Raw genomic sequence first — 20,526 nt, 5'->3', positions numbered from 1 at the left:
CAAGCCCGCCGTCACATTTGAACAACCAGCCGGATTACTTCGCCTCGGTGCAAGCGGTCGAAACCTTCGTTGATCTCGTCGAGCCGGATCTCGCCGCTGAGAAGCTTGTTCACCGGCAGGCGCCCGGACTTGTAGAGAGCAACGTAGCGCGGAATGTCGCGGACGGGGACGCAGGTGCCGATATAGCTGCCCTTCAGCGTTCGCTCCTCGGCGACGAGACTGACGATGTTGAGGGGAAGCGTCGCGGTGGGTGCCGGCAGTCCGGCTGTCACCGTCGTCCCGCCGCGCCGTGTCATCCTGTAGGCGCTCTCCAGCGCCTTTTCGGAACCGGCAAACTCGAAAGCGAAATCGGCGCCGCCATTGGTGAGCTGCCGAACCTTGTCGACCGCGTCCGCATCGCGGGCATTGAATGTCGCCGTCGCGCCCAGATCTCGGGCGATGGTCAGCTTGTCATCCGAGAGGTCGACGGCGATGACTTGCGCCGCACCCGCCGAAATAGCTCCCAGCAGAGCGGCAAGCCCGACCCCGCCGAGGCCGATGATCACCGTGGTCTGGCCTGCCTGGACCTTCGCCGTATTCACCACCGCGCCGACGCCGGTCAGGACCGCGCAGCCGAAGAGCGCTGCTTCGTTGAACGGCAGGTCCTTGTCGATCTTGACGATCGAGCGGCGCGACACGACCGCGTGTTCGGCAAAAGCCGAGCAACCGATGTGATGATGGACCGGCTCGCCATGCGATTTCAGCCGAATGCTGCCTGTCAGTAGTGTGCCCTTGCCGTTTGCTGCAGCACCCGGTTCGCAGAGCGCCGGTCTTCCTTCCGCACAGGGAAGGCAGTGGCCGCAGCTTGGCACGAAGGCAAGCACGACGTGATCGCCGACCTCAAGATCGTCGACACCTTCACCCAGCTCCACCACTTCGCCCGCGGCCTCGTGACCGATTGCCATCGGCAGCGGTCGCGGCCGGCTTCCGTTGATCACCGAGAGATCCGAGTGGCAGAGCCCTGCGGCACGAATGCGCACAAGCACCTCTCCCTGCCCCGGCGGATCGAGATCCAGCTCGGCGATTTCAAGCGGCTTGCTCTCTGCATAAGGCATGCTCGCGCCTGTCTGGCGAAGCGTTGCGGCTCGGATCTTCATGTCATACCTCTCTGGAATCTGGAATGCGGCGCGTGAAAACTAGCATTGTCTGCACCGCATGCGAAAACTTCCGCCGTCGGTTTCGATCTGCGTGGCGTGCGGCGCCAGGAAATGCCCCGTCATCAGCATAGTCTCGGTGTCGGCGATATCGCCCAGCAATGCTGCCCGCGTAAGCGCGGACTGGGCCTGATTTTCGCAGCCCATGCAACTCAGTTGCGGATATTTGAGCTGGATCGGGTGATGGATGATATCGCCTGAAAACACGCATTCGCGGCCATTGGAATGCAGCCATATCGCGACATGGCCAGGCGTGTGGCCCGGCGCCGGTTTGAACGTGAGGCAGCCATCCAGTTCATACCCATCGTCGACCAGCACGACCTGACCGGTCTCCACGACGGGCAGAACGCTGTCGCTATAGGCTGCAAGATGATGGCCGCCGGGATCGGAGCCGTATTTCTCGGCCCAGTAATCGTACTCTGTGCGGCCAAAGATGTATTTGGCATTCGGGAAGGTCGGAACCCAGCGTCCGTCGATCAGCCTTGTGTTCCAGCCGACATGATCGGCGTGGAGATGGGTGCAACAGACATAATCGATGTCCTCGGGCTCAACGCCTGTTGCGCGAAGACGCTCGAGAAACGGGGTCGAAAGGTTGGACCACTGGGCGCGAGCGTGCCGTTCCTTGTCGTTGCCGACGCAGGTATCGATCAGGATCTTGTGCCGGCCGGTGTCGACCAGCCAGGCATGGATGCTGAGCCTGATCCGATCGCTATCGGCATCGTAGAACGCCGGTGCAAGCCAGGAACGCTCGCGCTCGAGGATCTCGTCCGTAACGAGAGGGAAGAACGTCTTCATCCGGAACGATGTATCTTCCAGCTCCCATATGGCCGAAACCGTGATGTCTCCAATGGCAAAACGGGTCATGAAAATCTCCGAAGTTCGGGCCTGCTCACGCGCTCGCGACAGCTGCCTGTTGCCGGACCGGAGGCCAACCGGAATCAGTCGATGTCGCAAGCCGGTTCAGCAGCTGTTTCAGCACCCAGACCTCGTTTTCGTCGAGAAGCGCAAGGCAGTCGGCTTCGGCAGCCTTCAGCATGGCGACGATCTCCATCATCGCCTTGCGTCCCGCGCCCGTCAGATGCGCACGCCGTGGTCCTGCCCCGTCGATCTCGATCAACCCTTCGGCCTCGAGCTTTGCCATCGTCTCGTCGGTAATCTCGTCTCCGCGGGAGCGACCGATCTCGCTGATGGTGTCGAGTGTCCTGCCATCCTCATGGCCGAGCAGCGTCAGCACGGCATAGTCCGCGCCGCTCCATCCGCGCCGCCGGCGTTCGACCACCGCGTCGTTGCGGATCTGGTAGAAGACCCGTGAGATCTGGTAGATGAAATCATCTGGCGAGAGACTGCTTTCGGTTTTCTCGAACGAGGTGTTTTCGCCGGCGTGGCGAATGAGCCGGCCGTATTGCCCGCCATGGAAGACCAGCGGCGGTGTGCTCGAATGCTCGAACCCGGTGATCTCGCCCACGAAAATGATATGGTCCCCGCCTTCATACTGATGGGCGGTCCGGCATTCGAAACGGGCAGCGCAGTCTTTGAGCAGCGGAATGTCGCCGTCTCCCCTCTCCACGGTCAGCCCCTCGAACTTGTCTTCCTTCTTGCTGGCGAAAAGACCGGAGATGTCGCTCTGTTCGGCTGACAGGATGTGAACTGCGAAATGGCCCGCCTGCCGGAAATCGTCGAAGCTCGAGGATGTCCTGGCAAGGCTCCAGAGGATCATCGGCGGATCGAGCGACACCGAACTGAAGCTGTTTGCTGTGCGTCCGATATCCTGCCCGTCCGCGGATCGGGTGGTGACGACGGTCACGCCGGTCGCGAAGGATCCAAGCGCGTTACGCAGAATGCGGGGGTCGTTGGACATGGTGATTGCTCCCTGTCTTATTGATGGTGATGAATGGTCTTTGCGGATGATGCCGGTTGGGGCAGCGAGCCGCTCTGTTCGTCCTCGAGATCGGCACCGGCCGCCTCGCGCAACGGAATGATCGTGACGACCGACAGGCAGGCGGCGGCGATGATGTAGCAGGCAAGCGGTATCCAGCTCCCTGACCAGGCCCAGAGCGCGGCTGCGATCATCGGCGTCGGTCCGCTCCAGAGCACGGTTGCGAACTGATAGGCGACAGACACGCCGCTATAGCGGACCGACGCCCCATACTGCTCGGCGAAAAGGCTGGGCTGGGTGGATTGCGTCGTGGCCTGCCCGAAGATGATGGACAGGGTCATCGCAGCGGTGATCCAGAATACGCTCGCCGTATCCATGAGAAGAAAGAACGGCACGATGAAGAGGCCGTTGAAGATCATGCCCCCCATGAACACCCGCTTGCGGCCGATCCGGTCGGAAAGTTCGGCAAACAGGGGCTGGGCGATAAAGCAGAAAACGGCTGCGATCATCAGCGAATTGAGCGCCGTCGCCCGGTCGATGCCGACGACCGTCGTCAGATAGACCAGCGAATACACCGCCACGATATAGAAACTGGTGTTTTCCGCGGCCTGACAGGCGACCAGAAGCGCTGTCTTCTTTCCATGCTTGCCCAGCACGTCCACGATCGGCAGGCGCTGGCGTTCGCCACCGGATTTCAGCTTCTGGAAGCTTGGCGATTCCGCGAGGCGTCTGCGGAGGAAGATACCGAAGACGAGAAGGATGCCACTGAACAGGAAGGGCAAGCGCCATCCCCAGGCCATGAACTGCTCGGGCGTCGTCAATCCGCCGACAAGCGCCATCACGCCGGACGAAAGAAGAAGGGCCGCCGGAATGCCCATCTGCGGCCAGCTGCCGAAAAAGCCGCGCGTCTTGTTCGGCGCGTGTTCGACGACCATCAGGGTCGCTCCGCCCCATTCGCCGCCAACCGCAAAGCCCTGCAGGAAGCGAAGCACGGTAAGCAGGATCGGCGCCCCGACGCCGAGGACTGCATAGGTCGGGATAAGACCGATCAGAAATGTGATTCCGCCCATCATGGTGAGGCTGAGGATCAGCATCGCCTTGCGGCCGATCCGGTCACCGAAATGGCCGAACACGATGCCTCCGAGAGGCCGGGCAATGAACCCGATGGCGAAGGTCGCGAAGGCTGCGATCATACCTGTGACCGGGTCGAATTCCGGAAAGAACAGTTTGTTGAAGACGAGTGCCGTGGCGGTACCGAAGATGAAGAAATCGTACCATTCCAGGGTCGATCCGATAAAGCTCGCCAGTGCGACCTTGCGGATGTCGGATGTTTGCGTGGCCATGAAGCTCCTCCCCGAGCTGTTATTGGCAATCGCATGGGTCTCCCTCAAGCCTCCAGCGGAAGACCCATGCGCAGGTCGTGGTTAGTTTTCGAGCGGGATATCGACATCCAGCAGGGGGGCGTGCTGCTGCGCACCGTACACGTCGGTATCGCCGATATCGCCGGCGGGGATCGCTCGCGGGAACGTCGCCTTGAACGCAGCGGCGGTATCGTAGGGCGTAAACAGCACGTCTTCTTCCTTGACGCCGTAGAGCCTGGAGAAAAGGGCCGCATTGAGCGTTCCCGTCGCCTTCACGCGGCGGTAGAGGTCGTGATCCTCGAACAGGACGTCGATCGTGACGTTGAAAGGACCGGCATTCTTGCTCTTGCAGATCTGGGCGATGTCTCTGATGAGGGCCATGTCACACCTTCTCGTATTCGATGGGGAACAGGGCGCAGGGATCGCTGACTTCGACCGTATGGAAGATGCTGAAGCGATACATCGGCCCCATGTCGATATCCGACGGACTGAACGGGAACGCCATGTTGCCTTCCTTGCACAGACGCCCCGGAAAATCCGCATGCAGCATCGAGGTGCGCGCCATGGCGATGACCGCATTGGCGATATCCGCCGTCTTGGCGACAACCTCGATCACGAAGCCAAGTTCGTGGCTCGTGATCTGCTTGACCGGCTCCCAGCCGCCCATGACGCCGTCCTTGCCGTAGCAATGGATGATCATCCGGTAATCGTCGCGCGGAACGCCGAAGGATTCGGCCTTCACGGCAACCTTCTCGCGGTGGGTGGCGAGATAGTCGTCGATCTGCGAGATCAGGATCGGATCGCGCGTGCCGCAGATCGCGATGGACCGGTAACCGGCCATCTCGACGCCTTCGAGCTTGATCGTGTACCGATCGGCCGGCGTCCAGGTCATGCCGTCGATCTTGACGGCACGATCGCTGATCGCCTCGAACCGGCAATCGGTCGTGTCCAAGAGACCACCGGGCTCGACGTGGTGGATCGGGCTCGAATTCTCATGCAGCGCGAAATTCGCGACGGCCAACGGCGTCGAGCGCCGAATCGGGTTCGGCGGCTCGCAGACGACATGGTCGTCGCGAACGCGAAGGAAAATGCAGTCCGGCTCCTTTGGCACGGTCGGCTCGGCGCCGCATTCCAGCATCTTGCCCGCATACCACGACGGTGCCGGCGCCATGCCGGCCCGGATGGCGGGTGCCGCCCACTGCGCCGGATCGCTGCTTCGACCGGCAAGAATGACCTGCGCACCTTCGTCGAGGGCCTTCGCAAACGGCTCCGGCCCCATCATGCCGACGACGCGGGTAGAGTTGTCGATCATCTGCCGGTCGAGCGGCTTCATCTTTGCCAGCGGTTTCGTGAGGCCTTTTTCGGCCCAGCCGGCAAGGTCGCCCTTGCTTTGCTCGGAATGGATCAGCGCCATCTTGAACGACAGCCCCTCCTCCCGCGCAATTTCCCGCACAAGTGCTGCCGTATCCTGCAGATGCGGCTCGCCCCCTGCCCCACCGGACGTGCCGATGATGCAGGGAATACCGGCCGCGATGCTGGCCTGCAGCATCAGCCGCAGGTCACGCTTGACCGAAAGGCGCGAACAGAAGGACGTTCCGGCACCGAGATAGTAGGGCCCGGGATCGGTACTGCCGCCATCGCAACCGATGACATGGGGCTCCCAGGACATTCCGATCTTGAGCGATTCCTCGGCATAACCGTAGCCGAGAATGCCGCTCGTCGAGAGCATTCTGAATTCTTTCATCACTCTTCTCCGACTGCTCGCTTATTCCGCCGCCTGGCGCTGGGCGGGATGGACCGGCATGGGGATGCCGAGGTTTTCGCGCAGCGTCGTGCCGGCATAGTCCTTCTGATAGACGCCGCGACGCTGGAGCTCCGGCACCACGTAGCGGACGAAGTCCTCGTAGGCGCCCGGTGTATGGGTCGCCGCCAGCACGAAACCGTCACAGGCTCCTGATGTGAACCACTCTTCCATCTGGTCGGCGACCATGGTCGGCGTCCCGCAGAAGATCGGAAACTCGCCGATCGTGCCGCGGCCCGAATAGTGCACGAAGTCACGCACGGTCGGATTGGGTTTGCCGCTCAGGGAGATGACGCGCTCCTTGAAGCCCGACCAGGACAGTTTCTTCAGCTCCTCGTCGGTGAATTCGCTATCCATCGGCTTGCTGGCGAAATCGAAGTTGAGCGCTTCCGACAACAGCACGACAGCATCGATCGGCTTGGCGAGCGCACGAATGTACTCGCGCTTCTCCTCGGCGATTTCCTGGCTTTCGCCGACGCAGACGTAGCAGGCCGGGCAGATTGCAACCTCGTCGGGATTACGACCGGCGGCAGCGACCTCCTGCTTCACGGCGGCATACTGTTTCTGCCCTGCCTCAAGGGTCGGGTAGACGACAAAGATCAGATCGCCCCACTTGCCGGCGAACTCGCGACCGCGGCCGCTCTGGCCTGCCTGAATCAGCACCGGGCGCCCCTGCGCCGACGGCGGCACCGGCAGCGGACCCTTCGAGCTGAAATACTTGCCCTTGTGATCGAGCCGATGGACCTTCTTCGGATCGGCAAACTGGCCGGTCTCCTTGTCGACGATCAGCGCATCGGGCTCCCAGCTGTTCCAGAGCCCTGTCACCACGTCCAGGAATTCGTCGGCCCGCTCGTAGCGCAGGTCATGGGCAAGATGCTCGACGCGGCCGAAGTTGGCCGCCTCGGAATTGTTGAGCGAGGTCACGACGTTCCACGCAGCACGGCCCTTGGTCATCAGGTCGAGCGTTGCGAACAGGCGCGCCACATGAAAGGGCTCGTAATAGGTGGTCGAATAGGTGATGCCCAGGCCGATATGGCTGGTCGCCATGCCGATCGCCGTGATGATCGAGACCGGATCCATCTTGACGACGCGAACACCGTTCTCGACCGCTTCCTGGTGATCGTCACCGTAGATGTCGGGCATAGCCAGACGGTCATCGAAAAAGGCGAGATGGAACTTGCCGTCCTCGAGGATGCGTCCGATGCGCTGGAAATATTCGGCGGACAGAAAATCGGTGGCGCCGGCAGGATGCCGCCATGAGCCGGGCGCAATCGAGCAGTTCTGCGCCTGCAGGAAGCCCACCATTTTCATCTGGCGTTTTGAAGTAGACATCGTTCCTCCCGTGTCATCGTCAATCGCAAATAAGTGCGCAAACGTTTGCGCACCCCGATCCAATCGCTTTCTGGAGGAGATGTCAAGTTGGGAGCGAATATTTTGTCATGCAGCCCCTCTTTTTCGCATCGGTGCGGATGCGGAGTGGCGCGACAGGGCGCAGCTGTTTTGTTATGAATCGGTATGAACTCAACACTGCCGCCTTCCACACCGCGCCGAGCGACGGTCGTCACCCTGTCAGCACTGGCAGGAGTCGCGCCATCGACGGTGACCCGCGCGCTCAAAGGTGACACGCGGATTTCTCAAAAGATGCGGGAACTGATCATCGGGCTTGCGAAAGAACACGGCTACATGCCGAACGTTCTGGCGCGCACCCTGTCTTCGGGAAAGAGCGGTCTGTACGGACTTGTCCTCGGACCGGCTGAAAACCCGTTCTATACGGAGCTGTTGCACGAAGCGACGCGACAAGCGGAGAAGCTCGGCTTTCGCCTCCTCATCATTCATGCCGGCGGCGGGCCTATCGAGGATACCACTGCGCAAGCGCTGATTCAGTACCAGGTCGATGGCTGCATCATCTCGTCGGCCATATTGTCCTCAAAGGCCGCCGACATCTGCGCCCAGAACAACGTCCCTCTCGTGATGGTCAACCGCGTCGCACTTTCGCATGGATGCTTCGTCACCTGCGACAATCGTGCCGGCGGTGCTGAGATGGCGAAACTTCTGATGTTGCGAGGATGCCGTCGTTTCGGACTGATCTACACCTCCTCCACCAGTTCGACGTCTCGCGAACGCGAGGAAGGATTTGTCGCCGAACTGGAACAGGCCGGCCTGGCACTCTCGCTTCGAATCGACGGCCACTCCAATTACGACGGCGGTTTCGAGGCCGGTCGCGAGATCGCGGCGATCCCGTCGGCGGAGCGCCCGGATGCGATCTTCGCGTTGAGCGACATCATGGCCATGGGCGTCCTCGACGCACTGCGCCTGGCGTCGATCGATGTGCCCGGCGACATCCTGGTTGCCGGCTTCGATGGCGTTGCGGCGTCCGCCCGGCCGATCTACGACCTCACGACAATCCAGCAGCCCCTGCCCCTGATGATCCAGCGGGCCTTTGAACTGCTGCGGGCGCGCACGGTCGATCCGAGCCTGCCGGACGAACTGATCGCCATGCGCGGCAAGCTGATTGTTCGCGGCTCCACCGGCAGGGCATGAAAAAGGGCGCTAAAAGCGCCCTTCCTCGATCCAAAATTCGTGCAGCCTATCCCCCCGCTTTCGGAATATACATCACGATTGCGGGGAAGAAGTAGATGGCAAGCACGGCGAACAGCATGATGACGACGTATGGCAGAGCCCCGTACATCACCTCCTTCAAACTCGATTTCGCCACCGACTGGATCACGAAGAGGTTCATACCCACCGGCGGCGTAATGAGCGCGATCTCGATCATCAGCACGAAGTAGATGCCGAACCAGATCGGATCGATTCCGTGCACGCCGAGCGACGGGAGGAGAACCGGAAGGACGATCAGGATCATCGCGATCCCCTCCAGGAACAGGCCGAGCAAGAGCAACACCGCGGTGACCGCCAGCATGAACATGCCAGCCGTCTCGATATTGACGGCGATCCACTGGGAGATTTCGTAGGGAATGCGGTAAAGCATGATTGCCTTGCCGAACACGTTTGCTCCGGCAATGATCAGCAGCAGGTTCGCCGTGGTAAGACCTGCGCCGAACACCGCTCCGCGAAAATCTGCAAAAGACACGCCGCGGCGTATGCCGAATACGTAGATCAGGGTCATGACGAGGCCCACAGCTGCCGACTCCGTCGGCGTGAAGACGCCTGCATAGATCCCGACGATCATCGTCAGCGCAATGACCATGGTCGGCAGGGCGCGAAGGCTTGCAGCCATCCGACCACCCGAACCGGATTCATTTTTTTCCGCCTTCGGTGCCGCGCCCATGAACGACTTGACGATGCAGTAGATCAGGAACAGCACGATCAAGAACAGCCCGGGCCCGACGCCGGCAAGGAACATCGAGGCGGTCGACTGCTCCGCGACCGCCGAATAGATGATCAGCGGAATGGACGGCGGGATGAGAATGCCAAGCGTTGCGCCAGCGGCGAGCGTTCCCATGACAAAGCGACGATCATAGCCGCGCTTGGTCATCTCGGGAATTGCCACGGTGCCGATCATGGCCGCAACGGCCACGGACGAGCCCGAGATCGCGGCAAAGATGCCGCAGGAGATGATCGTTGCGATCGCTACACCGCCGCGCACGCCGCCGACCCATCGCTGCACCGCATCGAACAGGTCTTTCGCGACCCCCGCCTTCAGCAGGATATTCGACGTCAAAAGAAACACCGGCACCGCCAGCAGGATGAAATTGTTGACCGAGCCGAGGAATTCCATCGACACGCTGGCGAGCGGCACGTCCTTCATCAGGAGAAGAACGATACCCGTCGCCGAAAGCGCGATACCGACCGGTATGCCCGCAAACAGAAAGACGAAGAGCGCGACTAGTACGATAACGCTTTCCATATCAGATCTCCTCGTGCGCGAGTTCGAGCTTGCGTCGCTGCCCCGTCGCAACAAGCAGGATCAGTTCCAGCGCAGCCTGGACGAAGAAAAGAAAGAACCCGATCGCGACCGGCAGGTAGAAGAGCCAATAGGGGATGCGCAGGACACTCGCCGTAGCGCGGCCGACTGTCGCCGCGTCGATTGCGGCAACAAGTGCCTCGAAGGAGACGACGGCACAGGCGAGCGCAATGATCGCAAAGCTTATGCCTTCGAGAACGACCTTGGCGCGTTCGCCGACCGCATCGGAGAAAAGCGTGATCGAGATCAACTGCCGGCGCCCCATGCAGGCTGGAAACAGCAGGAATGTTGCCCAGACCATGCCGAGACGTGAGGTCTCCTCGACCCAGTCCGTCGGACTGTTGAAGAAGTATCGCGACGCCACTTCATAGGCGACGATGATACCGATGAAGAGGTAGATCCATGAACTGTATTCACCGATCCTCATGATGGTCGACTCGATTGTGCCGACCCATTTCTTTTCTTGCGGGGGCATGGTGCCGTTCCTCCCAGACGTTCGCGTCTGACCCTCTCAGACGCTGCGCGAATGCGCGTTTCGCCGCGACGGTGGCATTGCGCCCCGCCCTTGTTTTTGGTGTCGTGCTTTTACATTGTGCCGACTCTGTGCGAGGCGGCGCGGCTAGCCAATTGCCGCTACTGAAGCTTTTGCGCTTCGTCGAAAACAGATTTCGCAAGGTCGTTTCCGTTGTCGTAGAACGACTTTGCGACAGGTGCCGTTTCCTCTTTCCACCGGACGATTTCATCCGGCGTGAGATCGATGATCTCCATCTTCTTCGCGAGAACCTCGCGCGTATGCTTGGTGGCATCGAAGATGCGATCCATGAGCACCGTCTCGAGTTTCGCGGCCTCCTCCTGGAAGATCGCACGAAGTTCGGTCGGCATTTTTTCGAGAGCTTTTTCGCTCATCAGGGCGAAATGCGTCTCATACATGTGGTCCGTTGCGATGACGTAACGCGAAACCTCGAAAAGGCGGCGCTCCTCGACCGACGGCCATCCCGTCAGCCCGCCATCGACGATACCGCGCTGAAGCGCCAGGAACTGTTCGCTACCGCTGGTGACGACCGGAGCGGCTCCCACGGCCTCGACGAATTCGCTGACGGTGGAGCCGAACGTTCTGATCTTCAGGTTGCGCATATCCGCAGGGACATGAACTTCCTTGTCGCGGGTGATCATCGTGATGAAGCCATAAGGGATCCAGAACATCGCGCGCGACCCGGTCTGGTTGATCCTCTTGTCGAGTATGGTCCTGATCGGGGTTCCGGGCAGCACGGCGCGATCGAGCTTTTCGCGCGTATCGAAAAAGAATGGCACGGCGAACACGTTGAGAGCGGGCACGGTGCCGGCAAGGATGGATGCAGAGGCAATGCCGATATCGATCGTGCCGTTTGCAACCGCCTCGTCCATGTGCTGGTCGCTGACGAGTGAACCCGAGTCATAGAACTCGAAGGTAATTTCGCCGTTGGTCCGCTTCGACACGTTGTCTGCGAACTCCTTGATGACGTTGGTGAGGTAGTGATTGTGCGGAACGCTGGTGGCGACGCGAAGGGCCCGCTCGGCGGCGAAACCCTGTCCCGTTCCCATCACAAGAGCTGCCAGAACGACAGCAAGTGTCTTGAGCTTCATCTTATCCCTCCCGGTCAAAGCTTGCATCCGGTTACTCAGCTGCGACCTCCTTATCGCCGCTGCAGATGCGCAAACGTGTGCATTAACTTTCGCAAATTTGCCCGTCCCGTCAAGTTTTTTTCTGCCGACGCGCGAAATATCCTTCTTTCCCGGTTGCGCAGGATCGTCTTCAGGCACTGCCGCGCACAATCAATTTGCCAGGCAGGATGCTGGTCGTCGTCTCGTCGAGTGGAACGGTATTGCTGGCCTGTATCAGGCCCACGACCTCGGAGATCATGCGGGTAATCGGCTGCCGGATCGTCGTCAGACGATAGGATCTCCAACCGGCCATGGGAATGTCGTCAAATCCAACGATCGAAAGATCCTCAGGTGCGGACAGTCCAAGTTCGCGGGCAGCATCTATGGCGGCGAGCGCCATGATGTCGTTGCAGCAGAACAGCGCATCCGGACGGTTTTTTGCTGTCAGCAGTGATAGCACTGCGCCGTAGCTGCCTCGGTAGGTGAACTCCCCGTTTCCCTCGGCAAGCACGGAATGCCCGCTCTCGCGTAATGCTTCGGAAAAGCCTTCCGCCCGGTCACGGTGGGTAGACGTGTTGGAGATCCCGCCGATGAAGCCTATCCGGCGGCGCCCCCTGCCGAGCAGAAACAGTGCCGCATCACGACCGCCTGCGTGATTGTCGCACGCGACCGCATTAACGCGGACATTGCGCTGGATCCGGTTGAGCAGCACCACCCGGATGCCATGCTGCCGGCAGGCGTTGGCCATTCCAGACGTCAGGCTTGCGGAGGTCACGACAAGTGCGCTGGGGCGAGCGGCAAGGATCTGCGGCGTCAGCTGGTCCATGTCCGCCTGCGGCGGGATGGCATAGACGAGCAATTGTCTCCCGACCGCCTGCAGTGCTTTTGCGAGCGTGTCGAGGACGAGTGGATAGAACGGGTTGGCGAGATCGCCTGCCACCAACGTCACTGTACCGGCGGAGATCACCTCGGCAGTACGGCGCGCCGGACTGCTATAACCCAACTGCGCTGCTACCTGAAGGATACGCTGTCTTTTCAACGGATCGATGGACGACCCCGGCGAAAACGCGCGTGATACCGCGGCGATGGAAACGCCCGCTTCATGAGCGACCTGCTTGGCTGTCGGCTTCAAAACAGACTCCGTGAAATTTTTTCACGCAATGATGAAAACTTGCATTCAGCGTCGCTAGCACATTACGCTCGATGTCAAAAGGGAGGTGAGACATGTCAATTCGCTATATGAAACAGGGGAAGGCGGCCGCCGAACGCGCCGAAGATGACGCCACAGTCAGGACGCTTGTCGAAGCGACGCTCAAGGACATCGAAACCCGAGGCGACGCCGCAGTACGCGACCTGTCGGCGAAATTCGACAACTTCTCTCCGGCCTCGTTTAGACTGACCACGTCCGAGATCGAGGCGGCAATCAACAAGGTGTCGGCTCGCGACATGGACGACATCAGGTTTGCCCAGACTCAGATCCGCAAATTTGCCGAAGCCCAAAGAGCGTCGATGACCGATATCGAAATCGAGACAATGCCGGGGGTCTTCCTCGGCCACCGCAATATTCCGGTCCAGTCGGTCGGTTGCTATGTTCCAGGCGGCAAGTACCCGATGGTCGCGTCGGCGCATATGTCTGTCCTCACGGCCTCGGTGGCGGGCGTTCCCCGCATCGCAGCAGCGGCTCCGGCCCAAAAAGGCGAACCCCACCCCGCCATCGTCGCTGCAATGCATCTCGGCGGGGCTCATGAAATTTATGTCCTCGGCGGCATTCAGGCGATCGGCGCGATGGCGCTCGGGACCGAGACCATTCGCCCCGTCGACATGCTTGTCGGCCCCGGCAACGCGTTTGTTGCGGAAGCAAAGCGCCAGCTCTACGGGCGCGTCGGAATAGATCTCTTTGCCGGCCCGACCGAAACGATGGTCATTGCGGACGAGACTGTGGACGCGGAAATGTGCGCCACAGACCTTCTGGGGCAAGCCGAACATGGCTACAATTCCCCGGCGATTCTCGTGACCAATTCGGAGACGCTGGCGAAAGCGACGATCGCTGAAATCGATCGAATTCTCGGAATCCTGCCAACTGCCGAAACCGCTTCCGTATCCTGGCGGGAGTACGGCGAGATCATCGTCTGCGACACCTACGAGGAGATTCTCAACGTCGCCAACGAGATCGCCTCCGAGCACGTGCAGGTTATGACAGACCGGGACGACTGGTTTCTCGAAAACATGCATTCCTACGGTGCGCTTTTCCTCGGCCCACGCACCAACGTTGCCAATGGCGACAAGGTCATCGGCACCAACCATACTTTGCCGACGAAAAAGGCGGGGCGCTATACCGGCGGTCTCTGGGTCGGCAAGTTTCTCAAGACCCATTCATACCAGCGCGTCACAACGGACCAAGCGGCGGCTGAGATCGGCGCCTATTGCTCGAGGCTCAGCATGCTCGAGGGTTTCGTCGGCCATGCCGAACAGGCGAACTTGCGGGTGAGACGCTATGGCAACCGCGACGTCGCCTATGGCGAAGCAGCCCAATGAGCGGCCTTTTCAATCTTGCCGGCAAGCGGGCGCTCGTCACCGGCGCCAGCCGTGGCATTGGACGCGCGGTCGCCGAAGGCCTTGCCGAGGCGGGTGCCGAGGTAACGCTTTGCGCGCGCTCGCGGACGGAGATCGAGGAGGCCTGCGCTTTGATGTCTACCCGCGGCGGGAGGGCGCGGCCGCTTGTGTGCGATGTCACCGACATTGCCGGCTTCCGCCAGCATGTCGAGGCGCAAGCGCCGTTCGATATCTTTGTCAACAATGCCGGCACCAATCGCCCCAAGCCGCTGACCGAGGTCACGGAAGATGACTACGATGCCGTCTTCGGCCTGAACACGAAGGCTGCAATTTTTGCAGCCCAGGCCGTGACGGCCGTGATGCTGAGGCACGGTAGGCGGGGCACCGTCATCAACATGTCCTCGCAGATGGGCCATGTCGGCGCGGCCAACAGGACGCTCTATTGCGGCTCGAAGTTTGCGATTGAAGGTTTTACCAAGGCGTTGGCGGTCGAACTTGGACCTGCCGGCATCCGCATCAATACCCTTTGCCCCACCTTTATCGAGACACCCATGACCGCCTCGTATTTCGAGGATGAGGAGTTTCGCCGCGAGACGCTGTCCAAGATCAAGCTAGGTCGCCTGGGGCAGCCGGCAGACGTCGTCGGCGCCGCCATTTTCCTTGCCTCCGACGCGTCGTCCCTGATGACCGGCTCGGCGTTGATGATCGACGGCGGCTGGACGGCGCACTAGTCCGCCACCGCCTGCTTCGCCCGGACGATCCGCATCAGCATTTCATCGCGCCAGGAGCGTCTGGCATCGAGATCCTGCTCTGCGAGCAGTTCGCGACGCTCCGCATCCGCCCGTGTCACCGCATCCGGCTCCCAGCTGCGGTCTGCCCTGCGCTGATCGGCAAATCCGGCATACATCGGCCCGAGCCGTTCGGCATAATCTGCAAGCCCCTTTGGCGCGTTGAGATCGATGGTCTCGAACGGTCCCATGAACGACCAGCGCAACCCAAGCCCGTCGCGCACCGTGCGATCGATGTCTTCGGCCGTAGCATAGCCTTCCGCAAACAGTGCAAACGCTTCGTCCAGCAGGGCGCCCTGCAACCTGTTCAGCACGAAGCCGGGAATTTCGCGCGACAGCGACACGGCTGACTGCCCCACATCCTCCATCAGGCGCCGGACACGGCTCGCTGCCTGTGGCGCAGTCCAGGGCGTCGGGACGATTTCGACCAGCGGCACGAGATGCGGAGGATTGACGGGATGCACCACCATCAACCGCTCCCGGTTGCCACACTCCTCATAGAACGCCGACCCGGGAAATCCTGAGGTGGAACTGCCGACGATGGCATGGGCGGGAAGCACCGCATCGATCGCAAGACTGACCTCGCGCTTCACATCGATCCGCTCGAACGCCGACTCCTGTACGTAGTCGCAGCCCGACACAGCCTCGCTGAGGCTCCGCGCAAAACGGATGCGCGACAGGACCAAAGACACGTCGCCGCAAAGCCCCCCGGCCGCAAGATCGCCGACGGCCTTGTCGATCTGCGCGCCGATGACAGCCTCGGCGTTTTCGCGGGCATCATAAACGGTGACGTCCATGCCGGCTCGCGCGAAGACAATCGCCCAGCCCTGCCCCCCCGGACCTGCGCCGACGATGGCAACGTTCCTGATCGCATTCATGTCCTGGATCTCCCCTTGTGAGCTGCAGTCAAAGGCAGCGCCTCCACGCTGGCTGGGTGAGCAAGCAGCAAGGCAGCCCGAGGGTCAATCGCCGATCATTCAAGTGAAAATCTTTCACGAAGGAAGGCGTCCCACCGTCGTCGTATCGGCTTTTGGCAGTGGACGAGGCAGGCGGTTGCTCCCGGACTGATATCCCGAAGCAGCGTCACCGCCCCGGGGTTACTTCATTCCAGAACCGAACTTTTCCGAAGGCATTTCTGCAATCTCGGTGCTAGTGCGTCCTTGACGGCGAAGAGCCTGTCTCGCCGTAAACAGAGAAATCCTTGGACAGCCCACCTCATGCAGAGATGCAATGCCGGAGGACCGCTCCGACGAATTCGCTAGCGTGACGCCGAACAGCATTGAAAGCCTTCCAACCACGCGAGGAATTCGGACGGTTGTGTCAGTGCGCTGAAAGGACAGTGGCCGACATCGCGGTTTGCCTTCGCGGCGAGGGTTCCTTGATGGAAAGCCAACAGAAGTTGCTCCTTATCGACTCCAAGGTTTCCATCCTGTTCTTCGCGGACTGAGAAGTCATCGAAGACACTTTTGCATCGCGTAGCGAGCATGAGTCCATGCCTCCCATTGTTAAGTTGGATGTCAAACTAGTCATCGGGCCTGAATGGTGACTGAATACCAACTCCGGCCATTTCGCACGACAAGCATTTCCAAGAGCGCGCGACCACTGTGTTGGACGCAGTTTGTGTGGCGGTAATTTCCGATTGGAAGCCCGCCAAACGGCGTCGGGCCGCGCGTGAATGGTTGATGGGTGTTGTCCAGGCAAAGGGTGGTAGGCAGTTCGCGCATGCCAGTTAACCCAGCGGATTTGTCTGGAGAATGCCTGCGATAAGGCTTATCCCTCAGCCGCTCTTCGCACTCGTTAGTAGGAGGATGCCTGAGGAAGTCGTGCCGCTGTTTCGCCGTTTAACGCAGACGTAACCACCTTACTTACCCGTGCTTTAATAGCCTCTGTTTTACCATCACGTAAAATAAGAGATGACGGTTGCGGGATGAAGATACAGTTTCAGAGTCAGTGGTTTCTACGATGGTGCCTGCCGGCTCTCGTTTCTTTGGTCGTCTGTGGTCTGCTTTTACTGAGTTTGAGTTGGGCGGCTGCTACAAGCGATGAGGTGGCCGCGGCAAGGCAGCGCGATCTCATGAAACTTACGGTCGCGAAACTGACGGCTGGCATTGCGCATGACCAGGAAAGCGCAACTGTCTGGGACGACGCCGTGAGGCATGCAACCAGTGGCGACCTGAAATGGATCGAGACGAACCTCGGTTCATGGATGCACAGCTATTTTGGGCATGATGGCGCCTTGGTCCTTCGACCGGACCTCTCTGTGCAATATCTGTTTTCATCCGAGAAAGACTATTCCCCTACCCCAGATGATCTCCGCAACGCCTACCTGCCGCTCGCTAAAAAGCTTCAAGCGCGTCTACTTGCCGAAGATACCGAGGGTATCAGCGAACGGACGCTTTCGATTGGCGAAGCTGATCTGAGCTATGTCGGATTTCGACCTGCAATTGTCAGCATAAAGCCGATCGTTTCGGACACCGGTGATCTGGAACAGACGCCTGGCGAGGAAATGCTGCATGTGAGCATACGCTTTCTCGACGGCGATCTTCCTCTGGCCATCGGTACCGAATATGAGTTCGCCAAACTGGAGTTCTCCTCCAAGCGACCTCTGGAACGGAATGTTGCGTACGTACCCTTGGTCGCACGAGACGGGCAAGTTTTTGGATACTTCCGTTGGAACCCATTCCAACCCGGACAATATGTATTCGAAGCCACTGCCCCAGCCCTTTTTTTCGCGTTTATTGCACTTTTCGCTGGGACCAGTTTTTCTGGAGGTGCAATCTGGCGCCGCTCCGAGCGGCTGGCTGCGAGCCGCGCAGAACTGAAACATCAAGCCTCCCACGATGCCCTGACCGGGCTTGCAAACCGCGCTTACTTCAACGAGCAACTCAATCGTCAACTATCGAGCGGGCACGCCGAGGCTCTCCACTGTGTGTTGTTCGTTGATCTTGATCGCTTCAAGGCTGTCAACGATACGTTCGGTCACCCGGTTGGCGACAAGCTGATCTGCTTGGCAGCGAACCGGATGCGCGATCTCCTGCCGCAATCTCTTCTGGCGCGGGTGGGAGGCGACGAATTCACCATTCTGCTGGGAGAAAATGATGCCAGGAATGCTGAAGATCTCGCATCGAAAATTGTGCAGTCACTGCGGGCACCGTTCGAAATCGGAACGACGCATGTCGTCATTGGCGCAAGCGTCGGAGCAGCTCTAGCAACCGGCCCATGTGACCCCATCGAACTGACGCGCCAGGCTGATATCGCGCTTTATCATGCCAAAGCAGCCGGCAGGAACACCCATGCGGTGTTTGGTGAACATATGGACGAACTTTTACGCAGGCGCAGGGCGTTGGAAAGCGATCTCCGTTTTGCAGTCGAGACCAGGACCCAGCTCGAGACTTTTTATCAACCAGTCTTCAATGCGACCGACGGAAGCATTTGTTCTCTCGAAGCGCTTGCTCGGTGGAAGCACCCGACGATGGGCTACATAAGTCCCGACCAGTTCATTCCTCTGGCGGAGGACATCGGGTTGATCAACGACATCGGCGCCCTTGTGCTGGACAATGCATGCAGAACTCTCGCTGATCTTCCCGGCATTTCTATTGCGATCAACGCTTCGCCGCTTGAGCTTAGTTCTCCCGGCTACAGTCTGCGGGTTTTGACGACCCTCGCAAACATGAACTTAAGCCCCGAGAGGCTTGAGATCGAGATGACCGAAACTGCAACTGCGGATAACACGATCGACCTGAAGCGAACCATATCCATGCTGCGAAAAGCAGGCGTCCGGTTTGCCATAGACGACTTTGGAACCGGGTATTCTTCATTCTCGCGCGTGCAGAATATCGAGGTGGATCGCATCAAAATCGATAGGTCGTTTATCGGCGAAATGCACCAAAGCGGCAGCAGAGCCGTTGTTGTTGCGATGATTGGCATGGCCAGAGCGAAAGGGCTGAAGATAACGGCTGAAGGCGTTGAGACAATCGAGCAGCGTGCCGAACTTGAACGGCTTGGATGCGACGATCTGCAGGGCTTTCTGATGTCGCGACCTCTTCCTCGCCAGGACGTTGCAGCATACGTCTCCCGGATGGCTCGAACCTGAAGGGGACAGGTTACGCTGGGGCTTTGCATTCTGATGCCATGCCCCGGCAGGAAGACCCCACGCGCAGACTTAAACGCATGCGTCCACCGCTGCGTCATCGTAACGGAACTTGCTCGGCGTCGTTTCGGAGGCGCTTATGGCCATCACGCGCTTAGCAGTACCGCGCTGCTGCTGCGTTGTCATTTGAGCGTGTAGGGACTGCGCGCCAGTCCCCCCTGGCCGAAGACAAAGGCATCCATTATCTGAAGATATCGGTCAACGCGATGTCGGCACCAAGGAAACGACCCATGTCTGATCTCAGCTTTATCTGGCCGCTGTCCGGCGGCCTTCTGATTGGCCTTTCCGCCGCGATCTACTTGCTGCTGAACGGTCGAATAGCCGGAATTTCCGGTCTGGCCGCATCTGCCGTCGGATGGACAGGCAGTGGAATCAGTCCGCTCGGGGTCGGTTTTCTGGTTGGCATACTCGGTGGAGCTGCCGCCGCCTTTACCTTGTTACGGCACGCAGAGTTCGCGATCACCGCCTCGCCTCCCCTTCTTGTGGTAGGCGGGCTCCTGGTCGGCTTCGGGACGCGGCTTGGTTCCGGCTGCACCAGCGGCCACGGTGTTTGCGGACTAGCACGCCTATCGCCCCGGTCCATCGTCGCGACGGCAACATTCATGATCGTGGCGGCAGCAACCGTCTTCATAACCCGGCATCTGATCGGAGTGGCATGATGACCCAGCGCATTCTCGTCTCCATCGCCTGCGGAATTCTGTTCGGCATTGGCCTTGTCGTGTCCGACATGGTCAATCCCGCCCGTGTTCTGGCGTTCCTCGATGTGACCGGTAACTGGGATCCGTCGCTTGCTTTGGTGATGGGCGGGGCACTGATCCCGTCATCAATTGCCTATGCGATCCGGCGTCGTTGCAGCAGACCGGTCTTCGAAACCCAGTTCCATGTGCCGACGAGCCGCATGATCGACCGTCCACTTGTCGCAGGCGCTGCACTGTTTGGTCTCGGCTGGGGCCTCGTCGGTCTATGCCCGGGTCCCGCAATCGCCTCTCTCGTTACAGGCCGCTGGGAAGCAGCACTGTTCGTCGCGGCCATGCTTGCCGGTATGTTTGTCCATCGCATGGTGTCGTCCCGACAGACTGTGGCAGCGCGGTCCTGATGGGACGGAGAAGGTAACTTCCGCAACCTCGATGGCATTCGAACCACCATCCCATGAACCATTGAGGGCAGTATAAGGGGTTCTTTACTCCCGCATTGTCGAGCATAGCATTTACCAGAAGCCAGTTTAGCTTCGCCCTCTC

At 60.0% G+C, this 20,526-nt stretch carries 18 protein-coding genes; 6 read left to right on the top strand and 12 right to left on the bottom strand.

Going from position 1 to position 20,526, the window contains the following annotated elements:
• Nucleotides 1-11: 11 nt before the first annotated feature.
• From AC0JZ8_RS21165 to AC0JZ8_RS21135, 7 genes are all read right to left on the bottom strand, one after another.
• Nucleotides 12-1,136, bottom strand: coding sequence for a zinc-dependent alcohol dehydrogenase family protein (locus tag AC0JZ8_RS21165; protein WP_471893476.1), 1,125 nt, complete (start codon nucleotides 1,134-1,136; stop codon nucleotides 12-14).
• 39 nt (nucleotides 1,137-1,175) lie between these two features.
• A complete protein-coding gene (locus AC0JZ8_RS21160) occupies nucleotides 1,176-2,057 on the bottom strand; it encodes an MBL fold metallo-hydrolase (protein WP_471893475.1) in 882 nt (293 codons plus the stop codon).
• Between the two features lie 25 nt (nucleotides 2,058-2,082).
• Nucleotides 2,083-3,051: a flavin reductase gene (locus tag AC0JZ8_RS21155; RefSeq protein ID WP_471893474.1), complete on the bottom strand. Its 969-nt coding sequence runs from the start codon at nucleotides 3,049-3,051 to the stop codon at nucleotides 2,083-2,085.
• Nucleotides 3,052-3,068: 17 nt separating this feature from the next.
• Nucleotides 3,069-4,412 carry an MFS transporter gene (locus tag AC0JZ8_RS21150; RefSeq protein ID WP_471893473.1) on the bottom strand — a complete coding sequence of 448 codons (1,344 nt, stop codon included), beginning with the start codon at nucleotides 4,410-4,412 and terminating at the stop codon, nucleotides 3,069-3,071.
• Nucleotides 4,413-4,493: 81 nt separating this feature from the next.
• Nucleotides 4,494-4,811, bottom strand: a complete 318-nt coding sequence (locus AC0JZ8_RS21145; protein WP_062459166.1) for a DUF4387 domain-containing protein — start codon at nucleotides 4,809-4,811, stop codon at nucleotides 4,494-4,496.
• A gap of 1 nt (nucleotide 4,812) precedes the next feature.
• A complete protein-coding gene (locus tag AC0JZ8_RS21140; protein ID WP_197978123.1) occupies nucleotides 4,813-6,174 on the bottom strand; it encodes an acyclic terpene utilization AtuA family protein in 1,362 nt (453 codons plus the stop codon).
• Nucleotides 6,175-6,195: 21 nt separating this feature from the next.
• Nucleotides 6,196-7,563, bottom strand: coding sequence for an LLM class flavin-dependent oxidoreductase (locus AC0JZ8_RS21135; protein WP_082476357.1), 1,368 nt, complete (start codon nucleotides 7,561-7,563; stop codon nucleotides 6,196-6,198).
• 183 nt (nucleotides 7,564-7,746) lie between these two features.
• Here AC0JZ8_RS21135 and AC0JZ8_RS21130 point away from each other — a divergent pair, with 183 nt between their 5' ends.
• Entirely contained in the window at nucleotides 7,747-8,772 is a 1,026-nt protein-coding gene (locus tag AC0JZ8_RS21130; RefSeq protein WP_471893472.1) for a LacI family DNA-binding transcriptional regulator, read from the top strand.
• Between the two features lie 46 nt (nucleotides 8,773-8,818).
• Here AC0JZ8_RS21130 and AC0JZ8_RS21125 read toward each other — a convergent pair whose 3' ends face one another.
• The 4 genes from AC0JZ8_RS21125 to AC0JZ8_RS21110 all read right to left on the bottom strand — a co-directional run bounded on the left by AC0JZ8_RS21125 (nucleotide 8,819) and on the right by AC0JZ8_RS21110 (nucleotide 12,929).
• Nucleotides 8,819-10,099, bottom strand: a complete 1,281-nt coding sequence (locus AC0JZ8_RS21125; protein WP_471893471.1) for a TRAP transporter large permease — start codon at nucleotides 10,097-10,099, stop codon at nucleotides 8,819-8,821.
• 1 nt (nucleotide 10,100) lies between these two features.
• On the bottom strand, nucleotides 10,101-10,631 hold the full coding sequence (locus AC0JZ8_RS21120) for a TRAP transporter small permease (RefSeq protein ID WP_062459152.1): 531 nt from the start codon (nucleotides 10,629-10,631) through the stop codon (nucleotides 10,101-10,103).
• A 158-nt stretch (nucleotides 10,632-10,789) separates the two neighbouring features.
• On the bottom strand, nucleotides 10,790-11,779 hold the full coding sequence (locus tag AC0JZ8_RS21115; protein ID WP_062459149.1) for a TRAP transporter substrate-binding protein: 990 nt from the start codon (nucleotides 11,777-11,779) through the stop codon (nucleotides 10,790-10,792).
• A 169-nt stretch (nucleotides 11,780-11,948) separates the two neighbouring features.
• Complete coding sequence (locus tag AC0JZ8_RS21110; protein ID WP_062460418.1) at nucleotides 11,949-12,929, bottom strand: LacI family DNA-binding transcriptional regulator; 981 nt, start codon at nucleotides 12,927-12,929, stop codon at nucleotides 11,949-11,951.
• Between the two features lie 92 nt (nucleotides 12,930-13,021).
• Here AC0JZ8_RS21110 and hisD point away from each other — a divergent pair, with 92 nt between their 5' ends.
• Nucleotides 13,022-14,332, top strand: coding sequence for a histidinol dehydrogenase (gene hisD / locus AC0JZ8_RS21105; protein WP_471893470.1), 1,311 nt, complete (start codon nucleotides 13,022-13,024; stop codon nucleotides 14,330-14,332).
• Nucleotides 14,329-15,081, top strand: coding sequence for an SDR family NAD(P)-dependent oxidoreductase (locus AC0JZ8_RS21100; protein WP_471893469.1), 753 nt, complete (start codon nucleotides 14,329-14,331; stop codon nucleotides 15,079-15,081). Before hisD ends, AC0JZ8_RS21100 begins: the two co-directional genes overlap by 4 nt.
• Here the strand turns inward: AC0JZ8_RS21100 and AC0JZ8_RS21095 are convergent.
• On the bottom strand, nucleotides 15,078-16,016 hold the full coding sequence (locus AC0JZ8_RS21095) for a 3-hydroxyacyl-CoA dehydrogenase (RefSeq protein ID WP_471893468.1): 939 nt from the start codon (nucleotides 16,014-16,016) through the stop codon (nucleotides 15,078-15,080). The two genes, AC0JZ8_RS21100 and AC0JZ8_RS21095, sit on opposite strands and share 4 nt — an antisense overlap.
• A gap of 1,196 nt (nucleotides 16,017-17,212) precedes the next feature.
• Here AC0JZ8_RS21095 and AC0JZ8_RS21090 point away from each other — a divergent pair.
• The 3 genes from AC0JZ8_RS21090 to AC0JZ8_RS21080 all read left to right on the top strand — a co-directional run bounded on the left by AC0JZ8_RS21090 (nucleotide 17,213) and on the right by AC0JZ8_RS21080 (nucleotide 20,384).
• Nucleotides 17,213-19,231 (top strand): bifunctional diguanylate cyclase/phosphodiesterase, encoded by a 2,019-nt coding sequence (locus AC0JZ8_RS21090; protein ID WP_471893467.1) that lies wholly within the window; start codon nucleotides 17,213-17,215, stop codon nucleotides 19,229-19,231.
• Nucleotides 19,232-19,518: 287 nt separating this feature from the next.
• Nucleotides 19,519-19,947 (top strand): YeeE/YedE family protein, encoded by a 429-nt coding sequence (locus AC0JZ8_RS21085; protein WP_062577803.1) that lies wholly within the window; start codon nucleotides 19,519-19,521, stop codon nucleotides 19,945-19,947.
• Nucleotides 19,947-20,384 (top strand): YeeE/YedE family protein, encoded by a 438-nt coding sequence (locus tag AC0JZ8_RS21080; protein WP_092662845.1) that lies wholly within the window; start codon nucleotides 19,947-19,949, stop codon nucleotides 20,382-20,384. The genes AC0JZ8_RS21085 and AC0JZ8_RS21080 overlap by 1 nt, the downstream gene beginning before the upstream one ends.
• Nucleotides 20,385-20,526 lie beyond the last annotated feature (142 nt).

Source organism: Velazquezella soli (genome assembly GCF_977018685.1).
Note: the sequence above shows the minus strand (reverse complement) of the source record. Positions and strands in the feature narration are given on the sequence as shown.